This window comes from Pseudarthrobacter sp. NamE5 (genome assembly GCF_005796225.1).
Taxonomy (GTDB): domain Bacteria; phylum Actinomycetota; class Actinomycetes; order Actinomycetales; family Micrococcaceae; genus Arthrobacter.
This window is the reverse complement of record NZ_VAHO01000013.1, coordinates 1-12,186: the sequence shown is the minus strand read 5'-3', so window position 1 is coordinate 12,186 and position 12,186 is coordinate 1. Positions and strand designations below refer to the sequence as shown.

The window sequence follows — 12,186 nt, the reverse complement described above, 5'->3', positions numbered from 1 at the left end:
GTCCTGATCCTCATGTTGTCGGTTGTGGCGGCTTCCCCAACTCGGGTCCTTTGGCCATTGTGGTGGACCATCGACGCGCGCACCATAAAGCTATGAACGCGGAATCACCCAAGGCTGAGGAGCTGAACCTTCCCCAGGCCTTCCTCCTTTTGGCTACAAGCGACACTGACGGCAAACCCGAAATTCCCGTGTTCGCGCTTAGGACAACCCTGGCGGGGGCGATACTGGCCGAGCTGGAACGGACAGGAGCAATCGAGCTTCGGGGAAAGCACGTCAGGGATACCGGCACCACCCCCGAAACCGATTTCCAGCGGGAACTGGACCTCATCCGGCACAAATCGCGCCCGCACACGCCGCGGCGGTGGGTCTCCATGCTGGAGGGTCGCTCCGAGGTGCAGCGGGTTTACGAGTCGATGGCATCGCTGGGCATCGTGGAACAGGTCGGCGAAAAGCACCTGGGGCTGTTCCGGACAATGCGGTACCCGGAGAAGGACCATGCCCCGGAGGCGGCCCTGATGAAAAAGCTCGAGGCAGCGCTCACTGATACGCGGATTGCTCCACAGGTGCCTGAAACCACGGATTCGGGACCTGGAACGCCCGAAGCTGGTGCGGCTGCCGCCGCGAAGCCTGCCGCAAAAGGCCCCGATGCCAGGATCTTGGCCCTGATCGCCCTGCTTGAGGCGGCAGGGCTGCTCCCCAAGCTGTTCCCGGAAGCGGACAGGGTGTGGGTGGACGAACTGGCGAAGGACTATTGGCCGGCCCGTGCCGTTGAGGACGAACTTCGCTTGATCAGGCTGGCGGAGGAGGAAAGAGCCACCCTGTAATTTGATGCCTCCCGGGGCAGGGAACGGAGACAACCAGAAAGCGGACGACGGCGGGAGGTTCCGCCGTCGTCCGCTTTACTCTGTGACGCGTCAAGTGTGACGCCGCGCAGGAACGCCGCGCTAAGCCTGCGAGGCTGCCTGCGGCAGGGCGTCAAGGGACGGCAGCGCAGTTCCCGTGACCGGCTGGAGCGCAGTCACCGTGGCGTAGCCCGCCGCCAGCAGGGCCGCGTCACTGTCCGGATCGGGCGTTTCCGTGGTGTCCGCGATGGCCAGGCGCACGTGCTGCTGCCCCCGTTCTGCGAGGGTGGTCTGGACGATGCCGAACCTGGTCAGCGTGGCAGTCCGGTACTCCGGCAGGTCCGGCCCGGCACTGTTGGGGACGTTGAGGTTCAGGACGCTTCCCGCCTCCTGCTCCATCAGGAACGGCAGCAGGCCGGTGGCCAGCCGCGCGGCCGTGTCCCAGTGGATCTTCTCCGGATGCATGCCCGTGTCCAGTGACACCGCCATGCCGCGTCCGTCGTTGATGCCGGCAGTGAGCGCCGCCCCAACGGTTCCTGAGTGGAGAATGGCCCGTCCCACGTTCGCCCCGCGGTTGACGCCGGACAGGACGATGTCCGGCGGGGGGCCGAAGGCGCCGTGGGTCGCGATCATGGTGATGAACGCCGGTGCGCCGTGGACGGCGTAAGCTTCAACGCCGTCCAGGTCCTCCAGCTCGCGCTCTTCTATCGTGATCTTGCCGTCTTCTTCCACTGCAGTGATCGAGGAGCTGCTGCCGCTGGCCTCGGAGGCGGGGGCTGCGACCACCACGCTCAAGCCCGCGCGCACTGCCGCGGCGGCCAACGCGTGCAGGCCGGGGGAGCCGATGCCGTCGTCGTTGGTAATTAGTACACGCGTGGACTGGTTCATGATTTCCTGACCTTTCGTGCCAGCTCGTCGGGGCTCAGCTGTTCTGCCGGTTCGTCTTCACTCGTATCACCGAGCGCAATAATCCTGACGAGCTTGGCGACTTCACGGATCGCCGACGCCTCGCCGGAACCCAGGCCGTGACGCGTGACGTTGTGGGCGCCTGCCGCCGTGCCCAGGACAACGGCATCGTGCAGGCTTCCGCGGTCGGCCAGTACTGCGGCCACCCCGGCGGTGAGCGAATCGCCGGCGCCACTGGTTTCCACGGGTTCAAACTGCGGGACGTGGATTTCGCTGATCTCACCGTCGCTGAGGAACAGGGAGGGCAGCTTGGCACGGGTGATGATTACCGATTCCGCCCCCTCCGCCGCGAGGGCGTGCATCGCTTCAACCAGCTGATCTGTTTCCGAAGCGCTGGCACGGCCACTGTCCACAACCTCTGAGTCGGACATCTTCACCACCGACGGCTTCCCCGCCAGGATGCCCTTCAGCCTCTCGCCCGCGAGGTCAGCGACCACGGTGCATCCGGCGGTGCGCAGGTCGGCAGTGAGCCGCCGATACATGTCCGGCGGCACCGAATCCTCCCGGCCGGTGCCGCTGAGGATCACGGTCCCCGCCTTCATCCCCGCCTGCAGCGTCAGGCCGTAGAGTTCGTCCAGCTCGTGGCGCGTCAGCCGGTGGCCGGGCGATTCGGCCACCACATCGCGCTCACCGCTGCGGCGGTCATGCACATAGGCCCCGCTGTTCCCTTCACCGGAAACAGGCAGCACTGTGACTCCCTCATCGTCAATCAGGTGCTTCAGGATGCGTCCGGTTTCGCCGGAGAAGACCCCGCACATGGTCACTTCGGCGCCCAGGGCCTTCAACATGCGGGCCTGCCAGACCCCTTGGCCGCCGGCGTGGATGTGGATGTCGGGGGTGCCGTCCACTTCCTCCACCGTGACAGTCAGGACGGGGGATGGAGCAAAGATCACTACGGACCCCATGGTTCACCCGCCTTCAGGTATGCAACAGGAAACGCGGACATGGTTACCTCTTTCCCGCCGGAATCCTCCGGCCGTCATCGTGCGGACAGGTTGCTTATTATCGTAAGCATACTTAGCACCTGGGTGGCCAGCGGGCTGGGCCGGGGGTCGCCGGACGGAATGGACGACGGCGGGAGGGGGCGCCGTCGTCAGCTTGCCACTGCATGCACTCACCACTGCATCTGCTGGCCGGTCGGGCCTCACACCGTGGCCAGGCCGGCCTTTTTCGCGTCCTTAAACTTGCCGTCAACGTGGACCACGTCCCGTCCGGCGCGCTGCAGCAGGCTCGCCGCCACGGCCGAGCGGTACCCGGATCCGCAGTGCACCCAGAGCCGTCCGTCAGACACGTCGTCCATCCGCCAGAGCAGCTCGTGGACCGGGATGTTGACCGCCCCTTCGATGTGGGATTTCTCGAATTCGTCGGTACGCCGGACGTCGAGGATGCGTTCATCCTGCGGTTTCTGCAGCACCTCCTGCCAGCCGACGCTTTGGTAGGAGGTGCTGGGCGCACCTGGGGCCAGGTCCTGGGGGCCTTTGCCGACGGCTGCATCCGGGCTGTCGATGCCGATGCGGGACAGGTCGCGGATGGCGTTTTCAACATCCTGGCGCTCGCCCACAAGCGTCAGCTGTTTTTGTCCACCCGGTCCGTGTCCCGCTGGGGATCGATGACGATGCCCACCTCGCCGTCATGGACCAGATAGGTGCGGTCGCCGAGCTGGGGCGTTTCAATGCTGACAACTTCCATGCCGGATTCCTCCTCGAATGGCGTTGGCCTGCTCTTCACGCTACCGCTCGGAATCTGCGGCCGGTACCCCTGCCGTACCCCCTCCCAACTGAAGCGGACGACGGCAGGAGGTCCCGCCGTCGTCCGCTCGCTTTGTAGTTATCGCCTTGGGTGAGGACTCTGTTAGTCCTCGATGGTCACGCCGCGCCAGAACGCGATCCGGTCCTCGATCTGCTTCGCGCGTGGTTTAGGATCGGGATCAAACCAGGCCGCATCCACGTTCAGCTTCCCGTCCACTTCCAGCGTGTGGTAGCTCGCCCTGCCCTTCCACGGGCAGACCGAATACAGGTCGCTGTCCCGCAGGTAGCCGGCGTTGACGGCGTCGCGCGGGAAGTAATGGTTGCCCTCCACCACCACGGTGTCCGTGGATTCGGCGACGACTTTTCCGTTCCAGATGGCCCTGACCATGTTGGTCCCTTTCGTTGCGTGCTGCCGCACTGTGAGTGCGCCGCGGGTCGTAGGGATGCCAACGGGATAAGCGGCGCAGTTGTTCCCGGCCGCCGACTACCAGCAGGGCTAGACTCGCCTGCATGGGGGAGAACAGCACGCCTGAAGAACACAAACCGCCGAAACCGGCCCGGCTTGCGGGTGTGGTCCTGCCGGTAACGGGGCTCGCCGTAGCCCTGGCGGGGATGATCATCGCTTGGATCAACCGCAACACCTACATCGGCTGGTTCTCCTACGCGCCGTTGAGCAACCAGCCCTTCGCCGGAACAGGCATGGCCTTCCTCAGCCCCGGCACGCAGGCGGGCCTGGCCATCGCCGTGGTGGGCCTGCTCATGCTCGCGTTCTGGGCGGGGTACAGGCTTGGCCAAAAGGGCCGCCGCGCCCGGAGGGATTCCTAGCCGCCATAAGACCAGGACCTGGTGAGCTGGCGCTGCCGGTGCAGGTAGTCGAACAGCTGGCGTAGCCCGAACGACCATTCCGGCAGTTCCTCGGTACGGCCCACCTGGTTGATGAGCGCGCCCAGGTGCCGGCTGCTGATGGTCACAACGTCTCCCAGATGGTGGGTGAAACCCTGCCCCGGCTCGTCCCGGTCCTGCGTCGGGGCGAAGAGCGTGCCGGTGTAGAGCGCGAACCCATCCGGGTACTGGTGGTGCCGCCCACGGGTTGCTGCCACCAGTTCCTCGAAGGGCCGGCTGATCCGCCCCACGGAATTCCGGCCCTCCAGCACGTAGCCGTCCTCACCCTCCACCCGCAGCAGGATTTCTTCGTCGCGGAGCGTGTCGAGGGTGAAGTCGCCGTCGAACAGCCGGATGAAGGGCCCCAGCGCGCTTGACGCATTGTTGTCCTTCGCCTTGCCCAGCAGCAGGGCGCTCCGGCCTTCAACGTCGCGCAGATTGACGTCATTGCCCAGCATCGCGCCCACCACGGAGCCTTGGGACGTGGACACCAGCACCAGCTCCGGTTCCGGGTTGTTCCAGTGCGAGAACGAGGGAATTCCCACCTGCGCACCGAGCCCCACCGAGGACAGCACAGGCGCCTTGGTAAACACCTCCGGGTCCGGGCCGATGCCCACCTCAAGGTACTGCGACCACAGCCCTTCCTGGATCAGCACCTTCTTCGCCTCGGCAGCTTCGGCGGAGCCCGGGCGGATGGCGGTGATGCTGCCGCCCAGCGCCTTGGCCACCAGCTCGCGGGCCTGCTGCGCCCGGCTGGCGTCACCGCCGCAGCGCTCCTCGATCACCCGCTCGATCATGCTGTCCACGAATGTCACGCCGCAGGCCTTGATGACCTGCAGGTCCACGGGCGCCAGCAGGTGCGGCCGGGTCCTGTCGCGGGCCAGCGAGGCTTCGATGACTTCCGCCGCCGTCCATCGCCTCGCCGTCATCGCTGCGCGCACATCGGCCACCAAGCTGGGACGCTCCAGCAGTTCCGAGACCGTTTCAGCGAGGGGCCGGAGGTCAAAGACGTCACCGCCCTGGATCGCGACCACGTGCGGGCCGGACGTCTCCACGTCCCAGATCCGGCCGATCAGGAGTGCCGAATCGGCATCATTGGGGAGGACTGACGGGGGGTTGGTGTTCGCCTCTGTGCGGGCGGTACCTGACGGTTGGCATGGGGGCACGCGTGATACCTCTTTCCATGGGTAGCCGGAGTCACTGTGGGAATCATAAGCCAGCTTGCGGACGGGGCAGCGAATAAGGTTTTGCTGCAGGTGAGGCGCACGACGGCGGTGCCTCCCGCCGTCGTACATCCGCCTCAAAGTGGCGAGCAAATTTGCTTCCCGCCCCGCAACCCTGTACGGTGTGAGCCGTGTCACCGACCAGTGGCACGTGCTTATGATCTGCGGCGGGAGAGTCCTGCCGGTACGTTCAGCAGGCGCCGTAGGAGCAAATCCTCCCCAGGAATCTCTCAGGCCCACGTACCGCCGCGGCAAGGCAACTCTGGAAAGCAGTCCGGGCAACCGGGCTCACCGACGGTGCAAGTGGCGCCCCGCTGAACAGCAGGGCACTACAAAACTCTCAGGTCCAATACAGAGCGGGGAGGAACCCGAATCAACGTGGGGCTAAGGCCCCACCTGAATTATGGAGTTCCTCTCATGACGGTTCATTCGTCCCCCACCACCTTCGCAGACCGCCATATCGGCGCGCGCCGCCAGTCCGACATCGACACCATGCTCAAGGCCGTCGGCTACGACAGCCTGGACGGCCTCGTTGACAGCGCCGTCCCGGATTCCATCCGCCAGGACAAACCGCTCACCCTCCAGAGCGCCCTCAGCGAAGTCCAGGTCCTCGGCGAGCTCCGCCAGCTCGCCGCCAAGAACAAGACCGCCGTCCAAATGATCGGGCAGGGCTACTACGACACCGTGACACCGCCGGTGATCCGCCGCAATATCCTCGAAGCTCCCGCCTGGTACACCGCCTACACCCCGTACCAGCCCGAGATTTCCCAGGGCCGGCTCGAAGCACTGCTGAACTTCCAGACCATGGTCCAGGACCTCACCGCGCTCCCGGTGGCCAACGCGTCCCTGCTGGATGAAGCCACCGCCGTCGCGGAAGCCGTCCTGCTGATGCGCCGCGCCAACAAGTCCAAGACCGCGAAGGACGGCAAGACCGTCCTGGACGCCGAACTCCTGCCGCAGACCATTGCCATCGTGCTGGGCCGCGCCGAAGCCCTGGGCTTCGAGGTGGAAATCGCCGACCTCACGAGCGGCCTGCCCGAAGGCGACATCAACGGCGTGGTGCTGCAGCAGCCCGGCGTCTCCGGCCGCGTGTGGGACCAGTCCGCCGTCATCGCCGAGGCCAAGGACCGCGGCGCGCTGGTCACTGTCGCCGCCGACCTCCTGGCCCTCACCCTCATTACCCCGCCCGGCGAGCAGGGAGCGGACATCGCCGTCGGCTCCACCCAGCGCTTCGGCGTCCCGCTGTTCTTCGGCGGCCCCCACGCCGCCTACATGGCCGTCCGCCAAGGCATGGAACGCACCCTGCCCGGCCGCATCGTGGGCGTTTCGAAGGACGACGCCGGTGTCCCCGCCTACCGCCTGGCCCTGCAGACCCGCGAGCAGCACATCCGCCGCGAGAAGGCCACCTCCAACATCTGCACCGCGCAGGCCCTGCTCGCCATCGTCTCCTCCTTCTACGCCGTCTACCACGGCCCCGACGGCCTGAAGGCGATCGCCGAAACCGTCCACAACAACGCCCGCGCCCTGGCCAGCACGCTTCAGATCGCCGGCCGCGAACTGGTGTCCGAGACGTTCTTCGACACCCTCACTGTCCGCGTGCCCGGCAAGGCTGCCAAGGTGATCACCGCCGCCGAAGCCCGCGGCATCAACCTGCGCCTCATCGACGCGGACACAGTTGGCGTGTCCGTCGATGAAACCACGACGCCGGAGGTCCTCTCCGCGGTGGCCGTCGCCTTTGGCGCCGGCCCGGTAGTTGCGGGTTCCGGGTTTGAGCTGCCGGAGTCGGTGCTGCGCACCTCCTCCTACCTGCAGCACCCGGTGTTCAATACGCACCGCTCCGAGACCCAGTTGCTCCGCTACATCCGCCGCCTCTCCGACCGTGACCTGGCGCTGGACCGCACCATGATCCCGCTGGGTTCCTGCACCATGAAGCTGAACGCCACCGCCGAAATGGAGGCCATCTCATGGCCCGAGTTCGCTTCGATCCACCCGTTCGCCCCGGACTCCCAGACCGCAGGCTGGCGTGAACTGATTGCGGGGCTGGAAGCAGACCTCGCCGAGATCACCGGGTACGACCAAGTGTCAATCCAGCCGAACGCAGGCTCCCAGGGCGAACTCGCGGGCCTGCTGGCCATCCGCGGCTACCACCGCTCCCGGGGCGACCAGCAGCGGAACGTCTGCCTGATTCCCGCTTCCGCCCACGGCACCAATGCTGCCTCTGCTGTCCTGGCAGGAATGAAGGTTGTGGTGGTTGCTACCGCCACCGACGGCACGATCGACCACGCGGACCTTGCCGCCAAAATCGAGGCCCACAAGGACGCCCTGTCGGCCATCATGATCACCTACCCGTCCACCCATGGTGTGTACGACTCCGACGTCCGCGAAGTCTGCGATGCGGTCCACGCAGCAGGCGGCCAGGTGTACGTTGACGGCGCGAACCTTAACGCGCTGGTCGGGCTGGCGCAGCCGGGCAAGTTCGGCGGCGACGTCTCGCACCTGAACCTGCACAAGACGTTCTGCATCCCGCACGGCGGCGGCGGACCCGGCGTCGGACCCGTTGCCGCCAAGGCACACCTGGCACCGTTCATGCCGGGCGACGCCAACAAGGCTGCCCATGAAGAGGGCCACGGCGTGGCGATCTCCGCTTCCCGCTTCGGCTCGGCCGGCGTCCTGCCGATTTCGTGGGCCTATGTGAAGCTGATGGGCGGGCAGGGCCTGACCGAGGCAACCAAGTCCGCACTGCTGGCGGCAAACTACGTTGCCGCCCGACTGGACGAGCACTTCCCGGTCCTCTACACCGGCGAGAGCGGCCTGGTGGCACACGAGTGCATCCTGGACCTGCGCGAGCTGACCGCCCGCACCGGCGTAACTGCCGAGGACGTGGCCAAGCGGCTCATCGATTTCGGCTTCCACGCCCCCACACTGTCCTTCCCGGTGGCCGGCACCCTGATGGTGGAGCCCACCGAGTCCGAGGACCTCGCCGAGATCGACCGCTTCATCGAAGCCATGATCACCATCCGCAAGGAAATTGACCAGGTGGCCAACGGAGACTTCAGTGTGGAGAAGTCCCCGCTGCGCAACGCGCCCCACACGGCCGCCGCCGTCGTCTCTTCCAACTGGGACCGGACGTACCCGCGCGAGCAGGCGGCTTTCCCGGTGGCCTCGCTCCGGCAGGATAAGTACTTCCCGCCCGTGGGCCGCATCGATGGCGCAGCAGGGGACCGCAACCTGGTCTGCTCCTGCCCGCCGCTTTCTGAATTTGAGAACTAAGGACTTCCGATGACTGAGAACTACACCGCGCTCTACGAGCAGCACAAAATTGCCGGCGCCTCCTTCACCGACTTCGGCGGCTGGCAGATGCCCCTGAAGTACAGCTCAGAGCTGGCCGAACACCGCGCAGTGCGCAACGCCGCGGGTCTGTTCGACCTCTCCCACATGGGCGAAATCTGGGTCACCGGCCCCGACGCCGGGGCCTTCCTGGACTATGCCCTGGTGGGCAAGCTGTCCGCCGTCGCAGTAGGCAAGGCCAAGTACTCGCTGATCTGCCAGGAGGACGGCGGCATCATCGATGACCTCATCACGTACCGCCTTCCTGCGGCTGCGGACGGAACAGCGAAGTATCTGGTGGTCCCCAACGCCGGCAATGCTGCAACAGTCGCCGCGGCCCTTGCCGAGCGGGCCGCCAACTTCAACGTCAAGGTGCACGACGTCTCCGCCGAGACCTCCCTCATCGCGGTCCAGGGACCGAACGCCGAAGCCATCCTGCTGACGCTGGTCCCCGCCGAACAGCACGCACTGGTCACCGAACTGAAGTACTACGCCGCCGTTGAGGTAGGGATTACCGTCAATGGCACTGTGCAGGACCTGCTGCTGGCCCGCACCGGCTACACCGGCGAGGACGGCTTCGAGATCTACATCCCGAACGAGGACGCCGCCGGACTGTGGGAGGCCCTGCTGGAAGTCGGCGCCGGGCACGGGCTCATCCCCGCAGGCCTGGCGTGCCGCGACTCGCTTCGCCTCGAAGCCGGCATGCCGCTCTACGGCAACGAACTGTCGCGCGAGGGAAACCCGTACGCGGCGGGCCTCGGCCCGGTGGTTTCGCTGGCCAAGGAATCTGACTTCGTGGGCAGGGCAGTCCTGGCCGAGCTCAATGCACTGGGAGCCGGCTCCACCTCCGGCCGCAGGCTCGTGGGCCTCAAGGGCCTGGGCCGCCGCGCCGGCCGCAGCCACTACCCCGTCCTCAAAGACGGCAACGTCGTGGGCGAGGTGACCTCCGGCCAGCCAAGCCCCACGCTTGGCTACCCGATCGCCCTGGCCTATGTCGAGGTCGAACACTCCGAACCCGGCACCGCCCTGGACATCGACCTCCGCGGCAAGCCGGAACCCTTCGAAGTGGTCCAGCTCCCGTTCTACAAGCGCTCCGCATAACGCTCTCTCACTTGATGTCGGGTTCACTCCGACGCTCTCTCACTTGATGCGGCTTTTGCGCCGACGCTCTCTCACTTTTCAAACACGAACCTAAGGAAATACACATGGCAAAAGTTGTTGCTGAACTGAAGTACTCGGCCGAGCACGAATGGGTTGCTGCTGACGGCTCCGGTCCCGCCAACATCGGCATCTCTGCAGTGGCCGCCGAAGCCCTGGGCGACATTGTGTACGTGGACCTGCCCGAGGTTGGCTCCACCGTGACGGCCGGCGAGACCTGCGGCGAGGTGGAATCCACCAAGTCCGTCTCCGACCTCTACGCCCCGGTCACCGGCGAAGTAGTGGAAATCAACGACGAAGTAGTCTCGGACCCCGCCCTGATCAACAACGATCCCTATGGCGCCGGCTGGCTCTTTAAGGTCTCCGTCACCGAAGAAGGTCCCCTGATGTCAGCTGAAGAATACGCCTCAGCAAACGGCGGCGAACTGTGACCGCCCCGGCAGACGTGACCGCCTTCGAGCAGGCGGTTTCGCCGTCGCTGGACGCAGACCTCGCCGCGCTGGACCCGGAGATCGCCGCGAAGATCGACGACGAGCTCGCCCGCCAGCGTGACGGCCTGGAGATGATTGCCTCCGAGAACCACACCGCCGTCGCTGTGATGCAGGCGCAGGGCTCCGTGTTGACCAACAAGTACGCCGAGGGCTACCCGGGCAAGCGCTACTATGGCGGCTGCGAGCACGTGGACGCCATCGAACAGCTCGCCATCGACCGCATCAAGGCTCTCTTCGACGCCGGGTTCGCGAACGTGCAGCCGCATTCAGGGGCGCAGGCAAATGCCTCGGTGATGCACGCGCTGATCAAACCGGGCGACACCATCATGGGCCTGAACCTGGCCCACGGCGGCCACCTCACCCATGGCATGAAGATCAACTTCTCCGGCAAGCTCTACAACGTGGTCCCGTACGGCGTCCGGGAGGACACCCACACCGTGGACATGGCGGAGGTGGAGCGCCTCGCCCAGGAGACCAAGCCCGCGCTGATCGTGGCCGGCTGGTCCGCCTACGCCCGGCAGCTGGACTTCGCCGAGTTCCGCCGCATCGCTGACTCCGTGGGCGCCTACCTGATGGTGGACATGGCGCACTTCGCCGGCCTGGTGGCCGCCGGGCTGCACCCGTCGCCCGTCCCACACGCGCACGTCACCACGTCCACCACGCACAAGACCCTCGCCGGTCCGCGCGGCGGCATTATCTTGACCAACGACGCCGACATCGCCAAGAAGATCAACTCGGCTGTGTTCCCGGGGCAGCAGGGCGGCCCTCTGGAGCACGTGATCGCGGGCAAGGCCGTGGCGTTCAAGATCGCCGCGTCCGCCGAGTTCAAGGAACGCCAGGAGCGCGTCCTGGCCGGCGCCCGCATCCTCGCCGAACGCCTGGTCCAGCCGGACGTCACCGCCAAGGGCATCAGTGTGGTCTCCGGCGGCACCGACGTGCACCTGGTCCTCGTTGACCTCCGCAACTGCGAGCTCGACGGGCAGCAGGCCGAGGACCGGCTCGCGGCGATCGACATCACCGTCAACCGCAACGCCGTGCCGTTCGACCCGCGCCCTCCGATGGTCACCTCCGGCCTCCGCATCGGCACGCCCGCCCTGGCTACGCGAGGATTCGGCGAGGCTGCCTTCCGCGAGGTTGCGGACATCATCGCCGAGGCTTTGACGGCCAACGCCGACGCGGACCTTTCCGGCCTGCGTCACCGCGTCGAGGAGCTGGCAAAGGCCCACCCGCTCTACCCCGGGCTTTAACCCCAAACCACGCATCGAGATGGCAGTTCGCGGCAGAGATTCCGATGAACACTAGCGCGAACTGCCATCTCGGCACGAACTAGTCGTTAGGAACCAAGCGCATGGCTGTTGGAGTCTTTGATCTGTTTTCGATCGGGATTGGGCCTTCTTCTTCGCATACTGTGGGGCCGATGCGGGCTGCTGCTGTTTTTGCGGAGGAGCTCAAGGGCCTCGGCGTGCTGGCGGAGGTGGCCTCGCTGCGGGTGGACCTGTATGGGTCCCTCGCCGCGACCGGGCACGGGCACGGCACCATGACCGCGGTG

Annotated in this window: 13 protein-coding genes and 1 riboswitch; of the genes, 7 read left to right on the top strand and 6 right to left on the bottom strand. The window is 66.2% G+C overall.

Going from position 1 to position 12,186, the window contains the following annotated elements:
• Positions 1-92 precede the first annotated feature (92 nt).
• A complete protein-coding gene (locus FDW84_RS14660; protein WP_138610255.1) occupies positions 93-824 on the top strand; it encodes a GOLPH3/VPS74 family protein in 732 nt (243 codons plus the stop codon).
• Positions 825-944: 120 nt separating this feature from the next.
• On the opposite strand, the gene surE is transcribed toward FDW84_RS14660, so the two are convergent.
• From surE to FDW84_RS14640, 5 genes are all read right to left on the bottom strand, one after another.
• Positions 945-1,730 (bottom strand): 5'/3'-nucleotidase SurE, encoded by a 786-nt coding sequence (gene surE / locus FDW84_RS14655; protein ID WP_138610254.1) that lies wholly within the window; start codon positions 1,728-1,730, stop codon positions 945-947.
• Positions 1,727-2,713, bottom strand: coding sequence for a 1-phosphofructokinase family hexose kinase (locus tag FDW84_RS14650; RefSeq protein WP_138610253.1), 987 nt, complete (start codon positions 2,711-2,713; stop codon positions 1,727-1,729). The genes surE and FDW84_RS14650 overlap by 4 nt, the downstream gene beginning before the upstream one ends.
• A gap of 239 nt (positions 2,714-2,952) precedes the next feature.
• Positions 2,953-3,369 (bottom strand): rhodanese-like domain-containing protein, encoded by a 417-nt coding sequence (locus tag FDW84_RS14645; RefSeq protein ID WP_371419173.1) that lies wholly within the window; start codon positions 3,367-3,369, stop codon positions 2,953-2,955.
• Between the two features lie 5 nt (positions 3,370-3,374).
• Positions 3,375-3,497, bottom strand: coding sequence for a hypothetical protein (locus tag FDW84_RS19905; protein WP_256371729.1), 123 nt, complete (start codon positions 3,495-3,497; stop codon positions 3,375-3,377).
• A gap of 162 nt (positions 3,498-3,659) precedes the next feature.
• Complete coding sequence (locus tag FDW84_RS14640) at positions 3,660-3,944, bottom strand: DUF427 domain-containing protein (RefSeq protein ID WP_138610252.1); 285 nt, start codon at positions 3,942-3,944, stop codon at positions 3,660-3,662.
• A 122-nt stretch (positions 3,945-4,066) separates the two neighbouring features.
• On the opposite strand from FDW84_RS14640, the gene FDW84_RS14635 reads away from it, so the two are divergent.
• A complete protein-coding gene (locus FDW84_RS14635) occupies positions 4,067-4,381 on the top strand; it encodes a hypothetical protein (RefSeq protein ID WP_138610251.1) in 315 nt (104 codons plus the stop codon).
• Here the strand turns inward: FDW84_RS14635 and FDW84_RS14630 are convergent.
• The gene (locus FDW84_RS14630; protein ID WP_138610250.1) at positions 4,378-5,604 is read right to left on the bottom strand and encodes a fumarylacetoacetate hydrolase family protein; all 1,227 of its coding nucleotides are present in this window, start codon (positions 5,602-5,604) and stop codon (positions 4,378-4,380) included. The two genes, FDW84_RS14635 and FDW84_RS14630, sit on opposite strands and share 4 nt — an antisense overlap.
• A 215-nt stretch (positions 5,605-5,819) precedes the next feature.
• Positions 5,820-5,917, top strand: a riboswitch (glycine riboswitch).
• 161 nt (positions 5,918-6,078) lie between these two features.
• Here FDW84_RS14630 and gcvP point away from each other — a divergent pair.
• From gcvP to FDW84_RS14605, 5 genes are all read left to right on the top strand, one after another.
• Positions 6,079-8,931, top strand: coding sequence for an aminomethyl-transferring glycine dehydrogenase (gcvP, locus tag FDW84_RS14625; RefSeq protein ID WP_138610249.1), 2,853 nt, complete (start codon positions 6,079-6,081; stop codon positions 8,929-8,931).
• Between the two features lie 9 nt (positions 8,932-8,940).
• Positions 8,941-10,089 carry a glycine cleavage system aminomethyltransferase GcvT gene (gene gcvT, locus FDW84_RS14620; RefSeq protein ID WP_138610248.1) on the top strand — a complete coding sequence of 383 codons (1,149 nt, stop codon included), beginning with the start codon at positions 8,941-8,943 and terminating at the stop codon, positions 10,087-10,089.
• Positions 10,090-10,193: 104 nt separating this feature from the next.
• Entirely contained in the window at positions 10,194-10,577 is a 384-nt protein-coding gene (gcvH, locus tag FDW84_RS14615) for a glycine cleavage system protein GcvH (protein ID WP_120692540.1), read from the top strand.
• A complete protein-coding gene (gene glyA / locus FDW84_RS14610; protein ID WP_138610247.1) occupies positions 10,574-11,884 on the top strand; it encodes a serine hydroxymethyltransferase in 1,311 nt (436 codons plus the stop codon). The genes gcvH and glyA overlap by 4 nt, the downstream gene beginning before the upstream one ends.
• Before the next feature lie 101 nt (positions 11,885-11,985).
• The coding region (locus FDW84_RS14605) for a serine dehydratase beta chain (protein WP_305775692.1) at positions 11,986-12,186 on the top strand (201 nt) is incomplete at its 3' end.

Bases quoted from the DNA above. Each gene is read 5' to 3' on its own strand.
- FDW84_RS14660 (WP_138610255.1), top strand. From the start codon at position 93: ATGAACGCGGAATCACCCAAGGCTGAGGAGCTGAACCTTCCCCAGGCC.
- surE (WP_138610254.1), bottom strand. From the start codon at position 1,730: ATGAACCAGTCCACGCGTGTACTAATTACCAACGACGACGGCATCGGC.
- FDW84_RS14650 (WP_138610253.1), bottom strand. From the start codon at position 2,713: ATGGGGTCCGTAGTGATCTTTGCTCCATCCCCCGTCCTGACTGTCACG.
- FDW84_RS19905 (WP_256371729.1), bottom strand. From the start codon at position 3,497: ATGGAAGTTGTCAGCATTGAAACGCCCCAGCTCGGCGACCGCACCTAT.
- FDW84_RS14640 (WP_138610252.1), bottom strand. From the start codon at position 3,944: ATGGTCAGGGCCATCTGGAACGGAAAAGTCGTCGCCGAATCCACGGAC.
- FDW84_RS14635 (WP_138610251.1), top strand. From the start codon at position 4,067: ATGGGGGAGAACAGCACGCCTGAAGAACACAAACCGCCGAAACCGGCC.
- gcvP (WP_138610249.1), top strand. From the start codon at position 6,079: ATGACGGTTCATTCGTCCCCCACCACCTTCGCAGACCGCCATATCGGC.
- gcvT (WP_138610248.1), top strand. From the start codon at position 8,941: ATGACTGAGAACTACACCGCGCTCTACGAGCAGCACAAAATTGCCGGC.
- gcvH (WP_120692540.1), top strand. From the start codon at position 10,194: ATGGCAAAAGTTGTTGCTGAACTGAAGTACTCGGCCGAGCACGAATGG.